The sequence below is a fragment of the Achromobacter marplatensis genome, assembly GCF_049060505.1.
Classification (GTDB): domain Bacteria; phylum Pseudomonadota; class Gammaproteobacteria; order Burkholderiales; family Burkholderiaceae_B; genus Achromobacter; species Achromobacter marplatensis_A.
This window is the reverse complement of record NZ_JBMGRB010000008.1, coordinates 130,130-150,952: the sequence shown is the minus strand read 5'-3', so window position 1 is coordinate 150,952 and position 20,823 is coordinate 130,130. Positions and strand designations below refer to the sequence as shown.

The following is a 20,823-nucleotide window of genomic DNA, read 5'->3' as shown; positions in this document are numbered from 1 at the left end:
TCGGCCGGCCCCAACACGACCACGCCTCCTCCGGGCGCGACAAACGCGCGATGCCCGTGCGGCGCCGCGGCGATGGACACGCGCCGCGCCTGCCGCGAGGGGCGTATTTTGAACGTCGCAAAGGTCGACCTGGCGTATCGCGGATGCGACAAACGCGCCGGGGTCGCCTCCCGTTCAGGACTGTCAGGCTTTACGACGGCACGCGCGCGGCGATACATTGGTCAGGTTCTTCCGATTGCATGGAGCACCTGGACATGCCGCATCGTCACCCGTCCGTGGTGGAAAGCCCGCCCAGCATCCGCGTCGGCATCGGCGGTTGGACCTACGCCCCCTGGCGCGGCCCGTTTTACCCCGAAGGTTTGCCGCATGCGCGGGAACTGGAATATGCCAGCCGCCAGTTGACCGCCATCGAGATCAACGGCACCTACTACAGCACCCAAAAACCGGCCACGTTCGCCAAGTGGCGCGACGAGACGCCGGACGGCTTCGTGTTTTCACTGAAGGCATCGCGCTACGCCACCAACCGCCGGGAACTGGCTGGCGCCGGCGAGTCTATCCGGCGCTTCGTGCACAGCGGCATCGCCGAACTGGGACCCAAGCTGGGACCGGTGGTATGGCAGTTCGCCCCCACCAAAATCTTCAACGCCGACGATTTCGGCGCCTTTCTGGAATGGTTGCCGAACAAGGTGGACGGCCTGCCGCTGCGGCACGTGCTGGACGTGCGGCATCCCAGCTTTGCCTGCGACGAATATCTGGAGCTGGCGCGCCGCCACCGCGCGGCCACCGTCTACACCGACAGCGAGGATTTTCCGGCCATCGCCGACCGCACGGGCGACTTCGTCTATGCCCGCCTGATGCGCGCCAGCCCCACCTTCAAGGCGGGCTATGCGCCCAAGGTGCTGGACGCGTGGGCCGACCGGCTGCGCACCTGGGCGCGCGGGGCCGACCCGGCCGACCTGCGCCGCATCGGGGCCAAGCCGCCCCCATCCGCGCGGCCGCAAGACGTCTATGCGTTCTTCATCAATGGCGCGAAAGAGCGTGCGCCGGCCGCGGCGCGCGCCATGATCGAACGGCTGTAGCCCGCGCCCGCCCTATTGCGCGACCGGCGTGCGCAGCGTGACGAACTCTTCGGCTGCCGTGGGATGAATGCCGATAGTGTCGTCGAACACCTGCTTGGTCGCGCCGGCCTTCAGCGCCACCGCAATGCCCTGCACGATTTCGCCCGCGTCCGGGCCCACCATGTGCACGCCCAGCACGCGGTCCGTCTTGGCGTCCACGATCAGCTTCATCAGCGTCTTTTCCTGGGACTCGGTCAGGGTCAGCTTCATGGGCCGGAAGCGGCTTTCGAACAGCTTGATCTCGTAGCCGGCTTCGCGCGCCTCTTCGGTCGTCATGCCCACGGTGCCAATGTTCGGCAAGCTGAACACGGCGGTCGGGATCAGCTTGTAATCCACCTTGCGGTATTCCTCGGGGCGGAACAGGCGGCGGGCCACGGCCATGCCTTCGGCCAGCGCCACCGGCGTCAGCGGCACGCGTCCGATCACGTCGCCGATGGCCAGGATGGAAGGCTCCGCGGTGCGGTATTCGTCGTCCACGTCGATGAAACCGTCCTGCTTGAACTTGACGCCCGTATTTTCCAGGCCCAGGTTGTCCAGCATCGGACGGCGGCCCGTGGCGTAGAACACGCAATCGGTCTCGATCACGGAACCGTCCTTCAGGCTGGCCGCCAGCGAACCGTCGGCCTGCTTATCGATACGCGTGACTTCCGTATTGAAGCGAAGGTCGATGCCCTTCTTGACGAGTTCGTCGCGCAGGTGTTCCCGCACGCCTTGGTCGAAGCCGCGCAGGAACAGCGGGCCACGATAGGCCTGGGTGGTTTGCGCGCCCATGCCGTTGAAGATCGAGGCAAATTCCACGGCGATGTAGCCGCCGCCCACGACCAGCACGCGACGCGGCAGCGCCGTCAGGAAGAACGCCTCGTTCGAGGTGATGGCGTGTTCCTTGCCCGGGATGTCTGGTACCTGCGGCCAGCCGCCGGTGGCCACCAGAATATGGCCGGCGCTGTGGCGCTGGCCGTTGATCTCGACCGTATGCGGGTCGACGATGCGGGCATGGCCCTCAAGCAGGGTCACACCGCTATTGACCAGCAAACTGCGGTAAATGCCGTTAAGGCGCTCGATCTCGCGGTTCTTGTTGGCGATCAGGGTGGCCCAATCGAACGATGGCTTGCCGGCCGTCCAGCCAAAGCCATGCGCCTGTTCGAAGTCCTCGCTGTAATGGGCGCCGTAGACCAGCAGTTTCTTGGGCACGCAACCCACGTTCACGCAGGTGCCGCCCAGGTAGCGGCTTTCGGCCACCGCCACGCGCGCGCCGAAGCCCGCCGCGAAACGGGCCGCGCGCACGCCGCCGGAACCCGCGCCGATCACAAACAGATCAAAATCGAATGCCATGATGTTTCCTTCGCGAAAAGCCCTGCGGCCACGCGTTCACTGTTCGGGAAGACCGTATTTAACACCACCCGGCGCCGGGGCATTCCCAAAGCGCGGCGATTGGCCTACAGTCACCGGCATGGCTGTCCGGCAGCCGCCCCTTATCCTTGATCGGAGCACGAATCCCATGTCGCTTGAAACCTGGCTGGCCTTCCTGGGCGCCTCGGCCCTGCTTGTCATGTTGCCTGGCCCGACGATTCTTACCGTGATCAGCTATTCCATCACGCATGGCAAGCGCGCACGCCTGCCGCTGGTGCTGGCCGTGGCGCTAGGCGATTCCACCGCCCTGGTGCTGTCGCTGGTGGGCTTGGGCGCGTTGCTGGCGGCGTCGGCGTTCTGGTTCACGGTGGTCAAGACCGTGGGCGGCCTGTATCTGCTGTACCTGGGCTTCAAGCTCCTGCGTGCCGGCGTGGCGCCCGCCACGCTGCCCGAGGCCACGGCGGCGGGTTCGCGCTGGAAGCTGTTTGCCAACACGTATCTGGTGACGGCACTGAACCCCAAGGGCATGATCTTCTTTGTCGCCTTCCTGCCGCAATTCATCGACCCGGCGGGCGACGTGACGCGCCAGCTGTGGATGCTGTCGGCCACGTTCGTCGCCTGCGCCGGCATCAATGCCGCCGCATACGCGGTGTTCGCCGGATCCGCCCGGCGCCTGCTGGCATCGCCCCGCGCCCAGCGCGGCTTCAACCTGGGCGGCGGCGCCATGCTGTCCGTGGCCGGCGTCTGGGCCATGTTGGCGCGCCGCGTCTAAGGCGCCGGCGCGCCACGCGCGCCCCTTATGGCAACGCGGCGGAAACGGCTTCGGCGTCGATGCCGTAGCGGGCGATGGCCTCAGCCGCCTTCACCCGTTCCACCCGGCCGTCGTCGGCCAGCGCCTTCAGGGCCGCCACCACGATATGGTGGCGGTCCACCCCGAAGAAGGCGCGTAACGCCTGCCGCGTATCCGACCTTCCGAACCCGTCCGTCCCCAGCGTCACGTAGCGGCGGCCCGCCATGAATGGGCGGATCTGTTCGGGCACCGTCTTCATGTAGTCTGTGGCCGCCACGACCGGCCCGATGCTGTCGGCCATCGCGGTTTCGGCATACCCCCGACGCGCATCGGCCAGCGGATGCAGGCGGTTCCAGCGCTCGGCCTCCTGGCCATCACGGCCCAGTTCCGAATAGCTCGTCACGCTCCAGACATCGGCGGCCACGCCAAAATCCTGCTGCAGCAGGTCGGCCGCGGCCAGCGTTTCGCGCAGGATCGCGCCGCTTCCCAACAATTGCACGCGCACCGCGCCCGGCGTCCCATCGCGCAAGCGGTACATGCCTTTCAGGATGCCCGCCTCGGCGCCTGCCGGCATGGCCGGATGCGCGGTCTTTTCGTTGATCAGGGTCAGGTAGTAGAAGACGTCTTCCTGGTCCTGGTACATGCGGCGCATGCCATCCTGCACAATCACCGCGATTTCATAGGCATAGGCGGGATCGTAGGCGCGGCACGACGGGATGACGGAAGCCAACACATGGCTGTGCCCGTCGTCGTGCTGCAGCCCTTCGCCTTCCAGCGTGGTCCGCCCCGATGTCGCGCCCAGCAGGAAGCCACGCGCGCGAATGTCGCCGGCTGCCCATGCCAAGTCGCCCACGCGCTGGAAGCCGAACATCGAATAGAAAATATAGAACGGGATGGTGGCCACGCCGTGCGTGCTGTGGGCGGTGGCCGCCGCAATCCACGACGACATCGCGCCTGACTCGTTGATGCCTTCCTGCAGGATCTGGCCCTTGCGGTCTTCGCGGTAAACGCTGAGCTGATCGGCGTCCTGCGGCGTGTAGAGCTGCCCCACGTGCGAATAGATACCCACCTGGCGGAACATGCCGTCCATGCCGAACGTGCGGGACTCGTCGGGCACGATCGGCACGACGCGCTGGCCGATTTCCGGGTCCTTCAGCAATTGCGCCAGCACGCGCACGAACGCCATCGTGGTCGAGAATTCGCGCCCGTCGCTGCCCTTCAGGTGCGTGGCGAACGCCTCGAGCGACGGCGTGGCCAGCGGCCCGGGGCCGGCGGGACGGCGCGGCAGATGGCCGCCGGCCCGCGCGATCGCCGCATCGAAATAGGCCTGCTCGGCGCTGCCCGGCGCGGGCTTGATGTAGGGAATCTGCTCCAGCTGATCGTCCGGCACGGGGATGGCGAAGCGGTCGCGGAACGCGCGCACCGCCGGGTCCGCCATCTTTTTCTGTTGGTGGTTGGTGTTGGCCGCCTCGCCCGCGGCGCCCATGCCGTAGCCCTTGACGGTCTTGGCCAGGATGACGGTAGGCTGGCCGCGATGCGCCAGCGCCGCGGCGTAGGCGGCATAGACCTTGGCCACATCGTGCCCGCCGCGGTTCAGCGCGCCGATCTCGTCGTCCGATAGATGCGCCACGCGTTCTTGCAGCACCGGATCCGCGCCGAAGAAATGTTCGCGCACATAGGCGCCCCCGCGTGCCTTGAACACCTGGTATTCGCCATCCACGCACTGCATCATGCGGCGGCGCAGACGGCCGTCGTGGTCCTGTGCCAGCAGCGCGTCCCAACCGGCGCCCCAGATCACCTTGATGACGTTCCAGCCGGCGCCCCGGTAGACGCTTTCAAGTTCCTGGATGATCTTGGCGTTGCCCCGCACCGGCCCGTCCAGCCGCTGCAGATTGCAATTGACGACGAAGATCAGGTTATCCAGTTTTTCGCGTCCGGCCATCGCCACGGCGGCCAGCGTTTCAGGCTGATCCTGTTCGCCGTCGCCCAGGAATCCCCAGACTTTGCGGCCTTGCTCCGGAATCAGTTCGCGGTCTTCCAGGTACCGCATGTAGCGCGCCTGGTAAGCCGCCATCAAGGGCCCCAGCCCCATCGACACCGTGGGAAATTGCCAGAAGGACGGCATGGTGCGCGGGTGCGGATACGAGGCAAGCCCGCCTCCACCGATCTCGCGCCGGAAGCGGTCAAGCTCGGCTTCCGAAATGCGGCCTTCCAGATAGGCGCGCGCATAGATGCCGGGCGCCGAATGCCCCTGGATATACAGCATGTCGCCCAGGAATTCCGGCGTGGCCGCGCGGAAGAAGTGGCGGTAGCCCGTTTCGTACAGCGTCGTGGCCGACGCATAAGTGGCGATGTGGCCGCCTACCCCCGACGTCTTGCCCGCCCGCAGCACCATGGCCATGGCGTTCCAGCGCAGGTAGGCGTCCAGCCGCAGTTCGATGCCGACGTCGCCCGGAAACCGCGCTTGCGCGGCGGGCGCGATGGAGTTCACGTAGGGCGTGACGCCCGGCGCCGCATACCGGCCGTTGGCCGCGCGGTCCTGGTTGATCAGTTGGTCCAGCAGATAGTGCGTGCGCGGCAGGCCTTCGTGGGCCAGCACGGCCTGCATGGCGTCAAGCCATTCCTGGGTTTCCTGCGGGTCGGCGTCGATCGGGTCGATCGAAGTGTCCATGGGCGTCCTCCTTCGGGTGCGTGGGCGGCGCCCGGATCGAGATCGCCGGCGCCGTCGTTTCACATCGTGAATTGCAATTGCATAATGTGCAATTGCAATCGTATGGAGGTTTTTAAACAATTGCAAGTGCAACTATCCCATGCCGCCACCGGCCTGCGACATGACGCCCCTTGCCCGCCGGAACGGTCAGCGCGGGATCGGGCCCGGCGCTTTGATTTGCCGCATCAGGTCGTTATTCCATTCGCCTTCCACCTTGATGTGCCCGGCCGCGCCCAGTTCGAACGCTTCGATCAGGTTGTGGTTCAGGTAGGCGTACACGCCCGGCTGCTTGAAGGTGTAGAGAGCGGCGCCGGCGGACCCGCCCCGGATGAACCAGGTCTCCAGGTTTTTCTCGGGCGGGTTGCCGAATTTTCCGGTCTCCCAGACCCAGTCGCCATGGCCGCCAATCAGATGGGGCCGCGTGTCGCGGTTGGCTTGCGAATGGATCAGCAGCACGGTTTCGCCCACTTTGGCCGTCAGTGCGTTGTCGCCCATCAGCGCGCCGACCTTGCCATTGAAAACGATGTGCGACGGGGTCAACGTGCGCATGACTTCCAGGGTGTCCGCGTAGCTATCGGCCAGGGTCGCGTAGTCCTTGTATTTACCGTTCGCGTCCTTGGGAATGTAAAGATCGAACTCGCCGATGGTGTAGACGCGGTCATAGCGCAGCGGCTTGCCTTGCGGGTCTTTCAGGCCGTCGCGCGGCAACACCATCAACGTGCCGCTCATGCCCGAGACCACGTGCCAGGGCACCATGCCGGTCGGCGCACAGTGATAGACGAACGTGCCGCTGCGGTCGGCCTTGAACCGCAGCGTGGCCTGTTCGCCCGGATTCACATTGGTCAGTTGGGCGCCGCCCAGCGCGCCGGTGGCCGCATGGAAGTCGACGTTGTGCGGCATCGCGTTGGTGGCGGGATTCACCAGCGTCACTTCCACGTAATCGCCCTCATGCACGACCAGGGTCGGGCCCGGCAGGGAACCATTGAACGTCATGGCCTGCAACGTGGTGCCCTGGCCGTCGATGACCATTTTCTTTTCTTCGATGGTCATGACGAATTCGATCACCTTGGGCCCCGAACTGGCCACCTGCTCATGCGGGTGGACAAGCGGCGGCGCAACCAGGGCGACCTTGGCGCGGGGTAGTTCATCGGCGTTCCGGGCGCCGGCCAGGCCGCCCGCCAGCATGAAAATCAAGGCCGTGGCAATCACGGTGGGACGCAACGCATTCATGTGCAACTCCTCATTCCGATTCTTCAGCGCCGAGTCTGTCGGCTTGCCCATTGAAGGCCGCGCGCACTAATCCTTCTTTGCTGTAGCGCAAACTTGGGGCCAGGCATCGTGCGCGCGCGCATTGCGGGCGCCAGGCGTCGGTGTCACCATCAAGCCGTGGGAATCTGCACCACACCTTCAAGCGGAGCACCGCGATGCCGTCGCCCCTTTGCCACACGCTGTTGCGCAATCTGGACCTGTTCGCGCCGCTGTCCGACGCACAGCTGAAGGCCGCGCTGCAAGGCGCCGCCCCCTGCCGCCTTGAGGCCGGGGCCGTGGCGTATGGCCAAGGCGCGCCCGGCGCGCACTTCTTCGTGCTGCTGCACGGTTGCTTGAAAGTGACCCAGGTCACGCCCGAGGGCGAACAGATCATCGTGCGTTACGTCAACCCGGGCGACATGTTCGGGCTGGCCTGCGCCATGGGGCAGTCCTGTTATCCGGCCACCGTGGCGGCCGTGCAGGAAAGCGTGTGCCTGGCTTGGCCCGCCTCGGCCTGGTCTCGGTTCACCGCCAGCCATCCGCAGCTGGCAGCGGCGGCCCTGCACACCATGGGGCAACGCTTGCAGGACGCGCATCAGCGCATCCGGGAACTTGCCAACGACGACGTCGAACAACGCGTGGCGCGCACCTTGTTGCGGCTGGTCGAGCAAACCGGGTTGCGCACCCGCGACGGCGTCGATATCGGCTTTCCCATCACGCGGCAGGACATTGCCGAAATGACCGGCACCACCCTGCACACCGTCAGCCGGCTGCTCAGCGATTGGAAGCAACGCGGCATCGTCGGCGGCAGCGCGCGCATGCGTATCGTGCTGCGGTCTCCGGCGGCGCTGGCCCAGTTGTGCGGACACGTCCCCGCCTCCACGGATTGCGCCGCCTGCCTGTCCTGCCGGGACGGCACGCCCCCGGCCACGCTTGCCGCGCCCGAGGTTGCCCCGCCCCGGGCTGCTCCGCCCCAGTCTGCTCCACCCCATTGACCCTTTACGGGGCCTGCATCACCAGGCGCACGCCCAGATTCGCGGGCGGCACGCCCACCGAACACGCGCCGTTCTTGGGGTTCCGGATAAAGTCCGGCAAATAGGCGATATGCCGGCCCGCTGCCACGCGGATGCCACAATTGCCGCTTGGGATGGCCTGGGACGGCCCGTCGCCAGCCTCTTCTTCAGCGGCGGTCAGCTCGCGGCGCACATGGCAATCCGATGTCCAGTCCCACACGCTGCCCGCCATGTCCTTCACGCCGTAGGCGTTGACGCCATACGCGCCGAACGGACGCACCGCGTCGTCCGCCCGCGCGCTGCCCTGCTGCTCATATTCCGCCAGCCAGCGCCGCGCGGGATCATCGCGGTCCGGAAACACCATCGCGGGCGCCTCATGAAACGCGTCGCCCGCCGCATACGCCCACTCGGCATAGGTCGGCAACCGGAACGGCCGCCCCGTGCGGACGGACAGCCACGCGGCGTAAGCGTTGGCGTCGGTCCAGCTGATGCCGACGGCGGGCCGGTCGGATGCGGAAGCCCGCCGCTGCCCGGCATCCAGCGCCTTGCATCCGCCCGCCGCCACGCACGCCGCGTATTCGGCTTGGCTGACCTGGCGGGTCATGATGGAAAAGCCCTTGGGAAAGCGCGCAAGCCGCGGAATGGGCGTGACGGGGTAGCCGTCTTGCAGCACCTCGCCGGGTGGCAGATGGCGCAGTTCGCCCGGGGGCAGACGAGTCAGTTCCGGCAAGTCGGAGCGGACCGGGTCGGCGGGCCCGCAAGCGGCCGTCAGCAAGGACAGGGCCGCGATGGGAAGGAAGCGCATAAAGGGGCTCCGGAGGTCCCGTGCCGAGCGGGCACGGGCGAGTCTCCATTGAACCGGCGAGCGGGCTCCGCGACGTTGCGCTGGCGCAAACGCGGAGCCGCTGCCCTACCCCCGAGCCGTCCTGGTTTGCAGGCGCGGTTCGGCCAGCGCGGGCCTGGCGCTCAGCAAGCCCAGGATCACCTGCAGCACCATCGCCAGCGCGCCCAGCAGGAACACCACGTCGCCAAACGTCCGGCCCCAGCGCAGCGTCTTCAGCAGGTCTTGCTGCATGAACGCTTCACTGCGGGCAAACCACAGCCCTTCGCTGACGCTGGCATGGAACTGGATCAGGCCGATCGGCAGCAGGCTGGTGAAGATCATCAACGCCAGGCCGATGTTCAACCCCCAGAACGCCAGTTTCATCAAGCCAGGGCTAAGCGCGAATTGCGGGCGGATATAGCGCAGCACCAGCAACGTGAACCCCAGCGCCAGGAAGCCATAAACACCGAAGAGCGCAGCGTGCGCATGCACGGGCGTCGTGTTCAGGCCCTGGATGTAGTAAAGCGAGATCGGCGGATTGATCATGAAGCCGAACACGCCCGCGCCCAGCATGTTCCAGAAGGCCACGGCCACGAAGCACATCAAGGGCCACTTCAAGTCGGCCATCCACGGGGCGCGCGTTTTCAGGCGCCAGTTTTCCCAGGCCTCGTGGCCCAGCACGATCAGCGGCACCACTTCCAGCGCCGAGAAGCTGGCCCCCACCGCCATCACGGGCGTGGTGGTCCCTGCGAAATACAGGTGATGGAAGGTGCCGGGGATACCGCCCAGCATGAACAGCGACGCCGAGGCCAGGCTGGCCGTGGTCGCCATGCGGCGCGACACCAGCCCCAGCGTCGAGAAAATGAATGCCAGCGCCGTGGTCGCGAACACTTCGAAGAAGCCCTCGACCCACAGGTGCACGATCCACCAGCGCCAGTACTCCATCACCGTCAGGTGGGTGCGTTCACCGTAAAAGAACCCCGCGCCGTAGAACAGGCCGATCGCGCCGACAGAAGCGGTCAGCAGCGCCAGCAGGTTCTTGTCGCCGCCCGGCTTGCGCAAGGCAGGCACGATGCCGCGCAGCATCAGCACCAGCCAGAAGCAGATGCCGGCGAACTTGCCGATCTGCCACAGCCGGCCCAGGTCCACGTATTCATAACCCTGATGGCCCAGCCAGAAATTCAGGTCGGGCGGCATGATTTGCGCAATCGCCAGATAGTTGCCGGTGAACGACCCGACAACCACCAGCACCAGCGCCCAGAACAGGATGTCGACGCCCGCCTTCTGGAACTTCGGGTCGCGTCCGCCATTGATCAGCGGCGCCAGGAACAGACCCACCGCCAGGAAGCCGGTGGCGATCCAGAACAAGGCGCTCTGGATGTGCCATGTGCGCACCAGCGAATACGGGAACCACTGCGACACGTCGATGCCATAGAACTTCTGGCCTTCGACCGTGTAGTGCGCGGTGAAGCCGCCCAGCAGCACCTGGAAGCCGAACAGCGCCACCACCAGGAACAGGTATTTGCCCAGCGCGCGTTGCGACGGGGTCAACGCGAACGTGGTCAGCGGATCGCGCTCGGGGGCCTTGGGTTCGTCTTCCTCTTTGCCCCGCAGGAAGGCCCACGCCCAGACCAGCAGGCCGATGCCCGCCAACAGCACCACGACGCTGATGATGGACCACATGACGTTTTCGGCGCTGGGCTGGTTGCCGATCAGCGGCTCGTGCGGCCAGTTGTTGGTGTACGTAACGGCTTTGCCTTCCCGCTCGGTTGCTGCCGCCCATGCCGTCCAGAAAAAGAACCGGGTCAGCTGGGTACGGCGCGCCGCGTCGGGCAGGGTGTTTTCCTTCATCGCGAAGCTCTCGCGGCTTGTGTGCAGCGCCGGCGCATCGGAAAACAGCTGATCGTAGTAGGCGGCGGTCTGGGCGATGGCCCGCGCCCGGCGCGGGCTGATGGTCAGCGTGTCGGTCGCGGCATCGCTGCGGTTGGACCGGTATTCGGCCTTCAGCGCTTCACGCAGCGCCGCCTGCGCGGGCGGGGCCAATTGCGCATAGGCCTGGCCATGTTCGTCGCGCGCGGCCAGATCCAGCCATGCGGTCAGTTCGCGGTGCAGCCAGTCGGCCGTCCAATCCGGCGCCTGGTAGGCGCCATGCCCCCACACCGAGCCCAACTGCATGCCCCCCACGGATTGCCAGGCGGTCTGGCCGTCCAGGATGTCGTCGCGGCCGAACAGGCGCGCGCCGTCGGCGGTAGCGACCGTGCCGGGGATCGGCGGGGCCTGCCGGTAGACCTCGCCGCCATAGAAGCCAAGCAATGCGAAAGTGATCGCCACCACGGCGATCAAGGTGAACCATAATTTCCGATACGGACCCATGATGGGAACGCCCTCCAGTGTTGCGGTTAGTGGGGTGTGTCCGCTTATGCGAATTCCGTGCCAGAAAAAACAGGCATCAAATCAATCGCTTGGAATCCCGCCGGTAGTTTTGACCCGGACCAAAAAGGGTATAAATCACTAGCAACAGGTGATTTCTACCCTGACACGCCGGGCCCCGCCTTCTACAATCGGCCGCTGCAACCCTGTCTTTCAACCAAAAGGAACCGACGCATGGCCACGGGCAAGCCCGACGCGTGGAGCCTCTTCCTGACCGCGCACGCGCTGGTGGTGGAACAAATAGAAAAGCGGCTATCGGCCGCCGACCTGCCGCCGCTGGCGTGGTATGACGCGCTATGGGCGCTGGAACGCGCGCCCGACGGCACGGCGCGCATGTTCGAAATGGCGGAACGCATGGTGATCGCGCGCTATAACCTGACGCGTTTGATGGACCGCATCGAAGCCGCCGGCCTGGTGGAACGATTCCGGTCGGACGAAGACCGGCGGGCCACTTATGCCCGGCTGACGCCCAAGGGCCGCGCCCTGCGGCTGCGAATGTGGAAGGTGTACGGGCCCGCCATCGACGAGCTCTTCCTGTCGCAACTGCCCGCCGCGCAACAGGCGGCGATGGCCGAGAGCTTCCGCCATATCGCCCGCCACGCGCGTGCCTTGAACAAGGAACCGTCCGAATGAACGCCACGCCGTTGCACATCGGTATCGTCGCCTGCTCGGCCGAGGGCGCGGCGCTGTGCTATCGCACACTGTGCGCCGAAGGCGCGCAACGCATGGGGCCGCACGCGCATCCGGAAATCTCGCTGCACACGCATTCGCTGGCGGACTACGTGGCCTGCCTGGACCAAGGCGATCTGCCTGGCGTGGGCGCGCTGATGCGGTCATCGGCGGACAAACTGGCGCGCGCGGGCGCGGACTTCCTGATCTGCCCGGACAACACCATCCACCAGGCGTTGGCGCATGTGCTGCCGCAGTCGCCGCTGCCCTGGCTGCACATCGCCGAAGCCGTCGCCGCCGAGGCCGCGGCGCGCGGCTACCAGCGCATCGGCATCCTGGGCACGCGCTGGCTGGTCGACAGCGAGGTCTACCCCGACAAGCTGGGCGCGCTGGGGCTGCAGGCCGTGCGCCCCCGCCAGGAAGACCGCACGGCGCTTGCCCGCATCATCATGGACGAACTCGTCTACGGCGTGTTCAATCCCGAATCCGTGGCGCAACTTAGCCACATCATCACAACGCTGCAAGACGCCGGGTGCGACGCCGTGGTGCTGGGCTGCACCGAACTTCCGCTGGTGCTGAACGACGGCAATTCCTGCCTGCCCACGCTGGATTCCACCCGTATCCTGGCGCGCGCCGCCCTGACCCGCGCGCTGCAGCCTGGCTAGGCCCCGTCAGATCTGGTCCAGCCCGTACTGCCTCAGGCGCTCCAGGCTAAGCACTTTGATCTGGTTGTACGCCAGCGCAAGAATCCCCTGGTCGGCCAGCGCCTGCAACGCCTGGTTGACCCGCTGGCGCGACAGGCCGGTCAGATAGCCCAGTTCTTCCTGCGAAATGGCCAGCGTCAGGTCCGTGGATGGATACAGCTGCGGGTTGAACAACTGGGCCAGGGACTGCGCCACGCGCGCATCCGCATCCAGCAAGCGGTGGTTCTGGATGGACGCGATGAATTCGCCCATCCGGTCATTCAGTTGGCCGATGACGAAGTGCGAAAACGGCAAGCTGGCCGACAACAGCGCATGGAACGTGGCCGCCGGCACCAACATCACCAGCGATGGCTGAATCGCCACCACGTCGTATTTGCGCAATTCGCGCTTGATAACGCTGCCTTCGCCGAACCACCCGCCCGGCGGCACGCCCGAGAACGTGCAACTGCGTCCCGACTCGTTGTAGATCGCCAGCTTCAACAGGCCGGCGTGCACGCCCAGCCAATAGTCCGACGGCGCATTGCGCCGCGCGATCCACGCGCCGCTGGCCACCTGTTCCGCGCGCGACGTCGCCAGCACCAGATCCTGGTGCCGGGCGTCCAGCGACCCAAACCAGGCGCATGCCTGGAACAGCCGGGACAGTTCGGTCGCGGAAACAATGTTTGAAACGTCGGACATGGGCGGAACCGTGTAAAACTTGGAATTTGCAGGGTCGGCCGGCGGTCTGTCATGCAGGCGACAGACAGTATTTTCCGGCCCGTCCTAAGCTGGCGCAAGCGACGGGAATCAAGGTTCCCGAAAATAGATAAGGGGCGTCTCTGCGCCCCGCCCGGAGACAACGCATGAGCAGCAGCATGTTCGATCATGGCTTGGCGCGCCGCGACGCCAACTACGAAGCCTTGACCCCCGTGGATTTCATCGCCCGGGCGGCGGAAGTCTACGGCCACCGCCTGGCCGTGGTGCACGGCAAAGTACGGCGCACCTGGGCGCAGACCTATGAACGCGCCCAGCGGCTGGCAAACGCGCTGGCACAAGCCGGTATCCGGCGCGGCGACACCGTGGCCGTGATGCTGCCCAACATCCCGGCCATGGTCGAAGCGCATTTCGGCGTGCCCATGCTGGGCGCCGTGCTCAACACGCTGAACACGCGCCTGGACACGCCCAGCGTGCTGTTCATGCTGGGCCACGGAGAAGCCCGCGCGCTGATCGTCGACACCGAATACGGCGACGTCGCCCAACGCGCGCGCGCCGAATTCCCGCATCTGAAGATCGTTTCCGTGCATGACCTGGACAGCGCGCCCGCCACGCTGCCCGGCGCCACGGACTACGAAGCCTTCCTGGCCGACGCCCCCGCGCACTACGACTGGAAGCCCCCTGCCGACGAGTGGGATGCCATCGCGCTGAACTACACGTCCGGCACCACGGGTGACCCCAAGGGCGTGGTCTACCACTACCGCGGGGCCTACCTCAACGCGGTCAGCAACATCCTTGAATGGGACATGCCCAAGCATGCGGTCTATCTGTGGACGCTGCCGATGTTCCACTGCAACGGCTGGTGCTTCCCCTGGACCGTCGCCGCGCGCGCCGGCGTGAACGTGTGCCTGCGCAAGTTCGACCCCAAGACCGTGTTCGACCTGATCCGCGACGAAGGCGTCACGCACTACTGCGGCGCGCCCATCGTGCAAAGCGCGCTGGCCAATGCGCCGGCCGAGATGCGCGCCGGCATCACGCACACCGTGCGCACCATGGTGGCAGGCGCCGCGCCCGCGCCGGCCGTCATCGCCAAGATGCGCGACATCGGTTTCGAACTAACCCACGTATACGGGCTGACGGAGGTCTACGGGCCGGCTGCGGTCTGCGCGCGCCAGGACGCCTGGGATGCGCTGGACGACGAGCGCCGCGCCTTGCTGACTGCCCGCCAGGGCGTGCGCTACCACTTGCAGGCCGGCATCTCGGTGCGCGACCCCGACACGATGCAAGAGGTCCCCGCCGACGAACAGACCGTGGGCGAGATCATGTTCCGCGGCAACATCTGCATGAAGGGATACTTGAAGAACGAACGCGCCACCGAAGACGCCTTCGCGGGCGGCTGGTTCCATACCGGCGACCTGGGCGTGATGACCGCCGACGGCTACGTCCGCATCAAAGATCGCAGCAAGGACATCATCATCTCGGGCGGCGAGAACATCTCCAGCATCGAGGTCGAAGACGCGTTGTACCGCCACCCCGCCGTCGCGGCCGTGGCGGTGGTAGCCATGCCGGATCCCAAATGGGGCGAAACGCCCTGCGCCTTCGTCGAACTCAAGCCTGGCTGCACCGCCACCGCCGAAGAAATCATCGCGCATTGCAAGCTGCTGCTGCCGGGCTTCAAGGTGCCTCGCGCCGTGCGCTTTGGTGAATTGCCCAAGACCTCCACCGGCAAGATCCAGAAATTCGAACTGCGCGCCGCGGTAGGCGCGACCCGCGCTATCGACCTGGCCGATCCTGCTTCCCCTCCCTCCCCCAAACCCGATCAGGCCGGCTGACCGCCCGCCCCGCCAACCCCGCATCCAGGAGCTCCGACGCCATGACGTACCAAGCCCCCGTGAAAGACATGCTGTTCGTGTTGAACCATCTGGCCGGACTGCCGCAAGTTGCCGCCCTGCCCGGTTTCGAGGAGGCCACGCCCGACACCGCCCAGGCGGTGCTGGAAGAATCCGCCCACTTCGCCGCCGACGTGCTGGCCCCGCTGAACCACCCCGCCGACCGCGAACCCAGTGCCTGGCGCGACGGTGCCGTCACTACTTCGCCCGGTTTCAAGCAGGCGTTCCGCCAATACACGGAAGCCGGCTGGCAAGGCATGTCGCATCCCGTTGAATATGGCGGCCAGGGCCTGCCCGGCCTGATCGGTTCGCCGTGTTCCGAAATGCTGAATGCCGCGAACCTGTCGTTCGCGCTCTGCCCGCTGCTGACCAATGGCGCCATCGAGGCGCTGCTGACGGCCGGATCGCCCGAGCTGAAAAAGCGCTTCATCGGCCCCATGATCTCGGGCCAATGGACCGGCACGATGAACCTGACCGAGCCGCAGGCGGGCTCGGACCTGGCCATGATCCGCACCCGCGCGCAACCGGTGGGCGACGGCACCTACCGCCTGTCAGGCACGAAGATCTTCATCACCTACGGCGATCACGACCTGACCGAGAACATCCTGCATCTGGTGCTTGCCCGGTTGCCGGACGCGCCCGAAGGCGTCAAGGGCATTTCGCTCTTCCTGGTGCCCAAGTTCCTGGTGAACGAAGATGGCTCGCTGGGCGCCCGCAACGACGTCACCTGCGTCTCCATTGAACACAAGCTGGGCATCAAGGCCAGCCCCACCGCCACCTTGCAGTTCGGCGATGAAGGCGGCGCGCTGGGCTATCTGGTCGGCCAGGAGAACCGCGGGCTGGACGCCATGTTCATCATGATGAACGCCGCCCGCTATGCCGTGGGCGTGCAGGGCATCGCCATTGCCGACCGCGCCTACCAGCACGCGCTGGCCTACGCCGCCGAGCGCGTCCAGAGCCGTCCGGTGGATGGGTCCTCGCGCGAGGCGGTGGCTATCATCCAGCATCCCGACGTGCGCCGCATGCTGGGCACCATGCGCGCGCTGACGGAAGCCGGCCGCGCGCTGGCCTACGTCACCGCAGGCCATGCCGACCAGGCCCATGCCAATCCCGACCCGGAGGCGCGCCGCCGCCATCTGGCCGTCCAGGAATTCCTGGTGCCCATCGTCAAGGGCTGGTGCACCGAAATGTCCATCGACGTGGCCAGCCTGGGGGTACAGGTGCATGGCGGCATGGGCTTCATCGAGGAAACCGGCGCCGCCCAGTACTACCGCGACGCCCGCATCCTGACCATCTACGAGGGCACGACCGCCATCCAGGCCAATGACCTGGTCGGGCGCAAAACGCTGCGTGATGGCGGCGCCGTGGCGCAGGCCCTGCTGGAAGCCGTCCGCCAGACGGAAACGGAGCTGGAATCGCGCAGCGAACCGGCCGCCAACCTGGTGCTGAAGCCGTTGCGCCAGGCACGTCTGGCGTTGGGTAACGTAGTGGACTTCGTGCTGGCCAACGCCGCCAGCGCACCAAACGCCGTGTTCGGTTCGGCGGTGCCCTACCTGCTGCTGGCGGGCACTACCCTGGCCGGCTGGCAGATGGCGCGCGCGCTGCTCGTCAGCCTGGACCGCCAACACGAAGACCCCGAGTTCCACCAAGCCAAGATTGCCACCGTCCAGGGCTATGCGTTGCACAAGCTGACGCAGGCGCCAGGCCTGGCCGCCGTGGTGCTGGGTTCCAAGGACTACGACATCCAGCCGTAAACGTATCCGTAGGCGCCAGACCGAAAGACCGCGATTTCGCGGTCTTTCGCATTGGCGCGCAGGGCTTGCAGGACTGCCGTTTCAGCACCGCAGCGCCGCTGCCTCCGTCTTGCGCGGCAACGTCACCGCCCAGAACAGCAGCGCCGCCACGCTGATGCCGGCGCCCAGCACGCAGACGCCAAGCCATCCCGCTTGCGCATAGGTCGCCGTCGACGCAATCGCCCCCAGCCCGCTACCCACCGCGTAGAACATCATGTAGGCCCCCACCAGGCGGCTATGCGCCTGCGCGCTGATGCTGAAGATCATCGTCTGGTTGGTCACGTGCAGCGCTTGCAGCGCCACGTCCAGGATCAATACGCCCAACGCCAGCGCCCACAGGCTTTGCGCCAGCAAGGCGATGGGCGCCCACGCCAGGCACAACAGCAGCAAACCCGCCGCGGTAGTGCGCTCGCCCAGCCCGCGATCCGCCCATCGGCCGGCTCGCGCCGCCATCAGCACCCCCAACACCCCCACCAGCCCGAACGCGCCGATGGCCGTGTGCGACAGGGAATACGGCGGCGCGGCCAGCGGCAGCACCAGCGCGGTCCAGAACGCACTGATCGCCGCGAACATCAGCAACGCGATCATGCCGCGCACGCGCAACACCGGTTCCGTTGCCAACAGCGCATACAACGACCGCAGCAGCGCCCAGTACGACAAGTCCGCGACGGGCAAGCGCCGTTGCGGCAAACGCCGCATCAGCACCCAGGCCAGCAGGGCCGCCAGCGCCGCCGACACCAGATATACCGCGCGCCACCCCCACGCGTCCGCGACCAGTCCCGCGACCGTCCGCGCCAGCAGCAGGCCAATCACCACCCCGCCCTGCGCCGCGCCCACGACACGGCCGCGTTCCGCTGGCGCCGCCAGCGCGGCGGACAAGGCCAGCAAGCCCTGCGTCATCGCGGTGCCCAACAGGCCCAACGCCACCATGCCCGCCAACAGCCACGGCGTGTTGCCCGCCAACGCCACGGCGCCTAGCGCCAGCACCAGCAGCCCCAACTGCCCGATCATCAACCGGCGCCGGTCCAGCAGATCGCCCAACGGGACGACGAACAGCAAGGCCAGCGCGCACCCAAGCTGAGTGGCGCTGATGACGATGCCCACGGCGCTATCGTCCAGCATGAATTCGCGTCCGATGGCGTCCAGCAAGGGCTGCGCGTAATACACGTTGGCCACGCTGAGCGCGCAGGCCACGGCCAGCAACAGCACCAGCCATGTCGGCATCGTGGCACCGGCGTCGGGTTCGAAGGCGTCGAGTTCGGCGGTATCGCGTTCGAAGGCATCCGGTTCGGCGGCGGCGCGTGCAGCGGCGGTTGAGGGGGGCGGCATGGGCTTTCCAATATGGTTTCATTACGAAACCAGAATGCTAGATCTTAAGGTTTTATAATGCAACCATAAAGTTCGATCCGCCGTCACCGCCATCCTCTTGCTGAAAGGGCCCGACATGGTCAAACGCACCAGCCTTGAAGGCGCCGCCTGCCCGGTGGCCCGCTCGTTAGACGCGATTGGCGACTGGTGGTCGCTGTTGATCGTGCGCGACGCGTTCGACGGCTTGCGGCGCTTCGGCGAATTCCAGAAGAGCCTGGGGGTGGCCAAGAACATCCTTAGCGACCGGCTGCGCACGCTGGTCGCCCACGGCATTCTTACCGCCGTCCCGGCATCGGACGGCAGCGCCTACCAGGAATACGTGCTGACGGAAAAGGGCCGCGCCTTGTTTCCGGTGATCGTGGGTTTGCGCCAATGGGGCGAAGATCATTACTACGCCCCCGCCGAAGCCCATTCCACGCTGATCGACCGCAAGCGCGGCCAAACGGTGCGCCGGCTGGAGATCCGCGCGCAAGACGGGCGGCTGCTGGGTCCGGAAGACACTGTGGTGCAAAAAACCACGCCGGGCGCTTAGGGCGCGGGCGCCTGTCCCGACGAACCGGCCTTGGCCGCCGGCCACTGCCCCGTGGCCAGCGCCGTCGGCGAATACGCATCGAACGTCCAGCGCAGCGCCAGCGCCCCCGGCCGCCACACCGCGCGGCGCACGTCCACCCGCCACAGGCGTTCTGCTCCGGCAAAGGTATCGAGCTCGGGGCTATCAAGGATCACTTCCGCTTGTCCCGACAGTTGCAGGATGTCGCCGCGCGCGAAATCAATAAAGACCAGACCCGCGCGCGGATTCGCCGCCAGATTGCCCAGCGTGTTGAAAAAGCGGTTGCCCGAGAAGTCGGGGATGGTCAGCACATTACCGTCGATGCGCACGAAGCCGGGTTTGCCGCCGCGATGCGACACGTCCACCGCCCGGCCGCCGCGCGCTTCGGCATCCACATAGCTTGCGACAAAAAACGTATCGGACGCCGAGATCAATGCGCGCGCCGCATCGTCCAGCCCATCGCGCACGCGTGGCGTGCCGGGAAAGCGCAACGACGGGGCGCGCGAAAAATGGAAATCGCGCGACTGGATGTATTGCGGGCAATTACCGAATGATTGCGCCACGGCGACATCAAAGCGCTTGCCGTCCCAGGCCGCGACCCGGCCATTCATGCGATTGCGGCGCCGGGTATGCAATTCGATCCCCAGCAGCCCGACAGCCCGGTCCGGGCCCAGGCCGGCAAGCAGCGGGTCGTCGGCATCCGGCACGGCCGACACGCGCAACGTCCGCGCGTCGGGCGACACCGCAAACCCCGGCAACCCTTCCAGCACGCCCGCCCACGGATCGCCCCGCTCATCCACCGTGCCCATCACCAGGAAAGGCAACTGGGCGAAGAACTCGCGGTGCTGGTCCGGCATATAGTCGCGCACGACCTTGGGGCCGATTTGCGCCATGCGCTCGGCCACGCCCGCGCGGGCTTGCAGCAGCCGCTCGCCTGCGTGCCAGGGCGGCGAATCCAGGACAGAATCATCAATATTCATGACGTGCTCCTTGCCGGCATGGCGCCGGCGTTCAGGCGGCTACCAGACCCGCGGCCGTGCTGGCCATTGGCACGAAGCGCGGCAGGCTTTCGATGCGGGCCAGCCAGGCGCGCACATGCGGATAGTCCGCCAGCGACACGTTGCCTTCCGGCGCATGGGCCACGTAGGTATAGCAGGCCACGTCCGCGATGGTCGGGGCGTGGCCTGCCAGGTATTCCCGCTGCGCTAGCTCGCCGTCCATGACGGACAGCAAGGCATGCGCGCGCGACAGCGTGGCCTCAACATCGAACGATGCGCCGAAGGCCGTCAGCAGCCTGGCCGCGGCTGGGCCGCTCGCCAAGGGGCCTGCCGCCACCGACAACCAGCGTTGCACGCGGGCCGCGCCTGCGGGATCCTCGGGCAGCCAGGCCCCGCCGCCATGGCGCTTGGCCAGATAGACGAGGATGGCATTGGAATCCGCCAGCACGACACCGTTGTCGTCGATCACCGGCACTTGGCCGAACGCGTTCATGGCCAGGAATTCAGGGCGCTTCTGTTCTTTTTGACGCAGGTCCACATCAACGCGGCGGTGCGGGACGTCAAGCAGGGACAGCATCAGCGCGACGCGGTGCGCGTGGCCGGACAAGGGAAAGCTGTAGAAGGTCAACGGAGCGGTCGTCATGGAAGTTCTCAAGAGGATGAATCGTGGCTCCATC

Annotated in this window: 17 protein-coding genes; 8 read left to right on the top strand and 9 right to left on the bottom strand. The window is 66.5% G+C overall.

Annotation, left to right across the window (positions count from 1 at the left end):
• Nucleotides 1-254: 254 nt before the first annotated feature.
• On the top strand, nucleotides 255-1,079 hold the full coding sequence (locus tag ACI0FO_RS20255) for a DUF72 domain-containing protein (RefSeq protein WP_416029542.1): 825 nt from the start codon (nucleotides 255-257) through the stop codon (nucleotides 1,077-1,079).
• Between the two features lie 12 nt (nucleotides 1,080-1,091).
• On the opposite strand, the gene gorA is transcribed toward ACI0FO_RS20255, so the two are convergent.
• Complete coding sequence (gene gorA, locus ACI0FO_RS20250) at nucleotides 1,092-2,450, bottom strand: glutathione-disulfide reductase (protein ID WP_416029538.1); 1,359 nt, start codon at nucleotides 2,448-2,450, stop codon at nucleotides 1,092-1,094.
• A gap of 166 nt (nucleotides 2,451-2,616) precedes the next feature.
• On the opposite strand from gorA, the gene ACI0FO_RS20245 reads away from it, so the two are divergent.
• Nucleotides 2,617-3,240, top strand: a complete 624-nt coding sequence (locus tag ACI0FO_RS20245) for a LysE family translocator (protein ID WP_105558923.1) — start codon at nucleotides 2,617-2,619, stop codon at nucleotides 3,238-3,240.
• A 25-nt stretch (nucleotides 3,241-3,265) separates the two neighbouring features.
• Here ACI0FO_RS20245 and aceE read toward each other — a convergent pair whose 3' ends face one another.
• Entirely contained in the window at nucleotides 3,266-5,929 is a 2,664-nt protein-coding gene (gene aceE / locus ACI0FO_RS20240) for a pyruvate dehydrogenase (acetyl-transferring), homodimeric type (RefSeq protein ID WP_416029535.1), read from the bottom strand.
• Between the two features lie 186 nt (nucleotides 5,930-6,115).
• Nucleotides 6,116-7,198 (bottom strand): copper-containing nitrite reductase, encoded by a 1,083-nt coding sequence (gene nirK, locus ACI0FO_RS20235; RefSeq protein WP_416029533.1) that lies wholly within the window; start codon nucleotides 7,196-7,198, stop codon nucleotides 6,116-6,118.
• Nucleotides 7,199-7,392: 194 nt separating this feature from the next.
• Between nirK and ACI0FO_RS20230 the strand changes: the two genes are divergently transcribed.
• A complete protein-coding gene (locus ACI0FO_RS20230; RefSeq protein WP_416029531.1) occupies nucleotides 7,393-8,211 on the top strand; it encodes a Crp/Fnr family transcriptional regulator in 819 nt (272 codons plus the stop codon).
• A 4-nt stretch (nucleotides 8,212-8,215) separates the two neighbouring features.
• On the opposite strand, the gene ACI0FO_RS20225 is transcribed toward ACI0FO_RS20230, so the two are convergent.
• Together ACI0FO_RS20225 and ACI0FO_RS20220 are read right to left on the bottom strand one after the other, a co-directional pair.
• Nucleotides 8,216-9,034: a formylglycine-generating enzyme family protein gene (locus ACI0FO_RS20225; RefSeq protein ID WP_416029529.1), complete on the bottom strand. Its 819-nt coding sequence runs from the start codon at nucleotides 9,032-9,034 to the stop codon at nucleotides 8,216-8,218.
• A 105-nt stretch (nucleotides 9,035-9,139) separates the two neighbouring features.
• Complete coding sequence (locus ACI0FO_RS20220; protein ID WP_416029527.1) at nucleotides 9,140-11,425, bottom strand: nitric-oxide reductase large subunit; 2,286 nt, start codon at nucleotides 11,423-11,425, stop codon at nucleotides 9,140-9,142.
• Nucleotides 11,426-11,656: 231 nt separating this feature from the next.
• On the opposite strand from ACI0FO_RS20220, the gene ACI0FO_RS20215 reads away from it, so the two are divergent.
• Entirely contained in the window at nucleotides 11,657-12,115 is a 459-nt protein-coding gene (locus ACI0FO_RS20215) for a MarR family winged helix-turn-helix transcriptional regulator (RefSeq protein ID WP_416029525.1), read from the top strand.
• Nucleotides 12,112-12,816 carry an aspartate/glutamate racemase family protein gene (locus ACI0FO_RS20210; protein WP_416029523.1) on the top strand — a complete coding sequence of 235 codons (705 nt, stop codon included), beginning with the start codon at nucleotides 12,112-12,114 and terminating at the stop codon, nucleotides 12,814-12,816. Before ACI0FO_RS20215 ends, ACI0FO_RS20210 begins: the two co-directional genes overlap by 4 nt.
• A gap of 6 nt (nucleotides 12,817-12,822) precedes the next feature.
• Here ACI0FO_RS20210 and ACI0FO_RS20205 read toward each other — a convergent pair whose 3' ends face one another.
• Nucleotides 12,823-13,533 carry a Crp/Fnr family transcriptional regulator gene (locus ACI0FO_RS20205; RefSeq protein ID WP_416029521.1) on the bottom strand — a complete coding sequence of 237 codons (711 nt, stop codon included), beginning with the start codon at nucleotides 13,531-13,533 and terminating at the stop codon, nucleotides 12,823-12,825.
• A gap of 176 nt (nucleotides 13,534-13,709) precedes the next feature.
• Here ACI0FO_RS20205 and ACI0FO_RS20200 point away from each other — a divergent pair, with 176 nt between their 5' ends.
• Both ACI0FO_RS20200 and ACI0FO_RS20195 read left to right on the top strand, forming a co-directional pair.
• Nucleotides 13,710-15,380 carry an acyl-CoA synthetase gene (locus ACI0FO_RS20200; protein WP_416029847.1) on the top strand — a complete coding sequence of 557 codons (1,671 nt, stop codon included), beginning with the start codon at nucleotides 13,710-13,712 and terminating at the stop codon, nucleotides 15,378-15,380.
• Nucleotides 15,381-15,421: 41 nt separating this feature from the next.
• Entirely contained in the window at nucleotides 15,422-17,191 is a 1,770-nt protein-coding gene (locus ACI0FO_RS20195) for an acyl-CoA dehydrogenase (protein WP_416029520.1), read from the top strand.
• Between the two features lie 81 nt (nucleotides 17,192-17,272).
• Here ACI0FO_RS20195 and ACI0FO_RS20190 read toward each other — a convergent pair whose 3' ends face one another.
• Nucleotides 17,273-18,454: an MFS transporter gene (locus ACI0FO_RS20190; protein WP_416029845.1), complete on the bottom strand. Its 1,182-nt coding sequence runs from the start codon at nucleotides 18,452-18,454 to the stop codon at nucleotides 17,273-17,275.
• A 220-nt stretch (nucleotides 18,455-18,674) separates the two neighbouring features.
• Between ACI0FO_RS20190 and ACI0FO_RS20185 the strand changes: the two genes are divergently transcribed.
• Nucleotides 18,675-19,130, top strand: coding sequence for a winged helix-turn-helix transcriptional regulator (locus tag ACI0FO_RS20185; RefSeq protein ID WP_416029518.1), 456 nt, complete (start codon nucleotides 18,675-18,677; stop codon nucleotides 19,128-19,130).
• Here ACI0FO_RS20185 and ACI0FO_RS20180 read toward each other — a convergent pair.
• The gene (locus tag ACI0FO_RS20180) at nucleotides 19,127-20,128 is read right to left on the bottom strand and encodes a pyridoxamine 5'-phosphate oxidase family protein (protein WP_416029516.1); all 1,002 of its coding nucleotides are present in this window, start codon (nucleotides 20,126-20,128) and stop codon (nucleotides 19,127-19,129) included. The genes ACI0FO_RS20185 and ACI0FO_RS20180 overlap by 4 nt on opposite strands.
• Before the next feature lie 31 nt (nucleotides 20,129-20,159).
• Nucleotides 20,160-20,789, bottom strand: a complete 630-nt coding sequence (locus ACI0FO_RS20175) for a glutathione S-transferase family protein (RefSeq protein ID WP_416029514.1) — start codon at nucleotides 20,787-20,789, stop codon at nucleotides 20,160-20,162.
• Nucleotides 20,790-20,823: the final 34 nt, after the last annotated feature.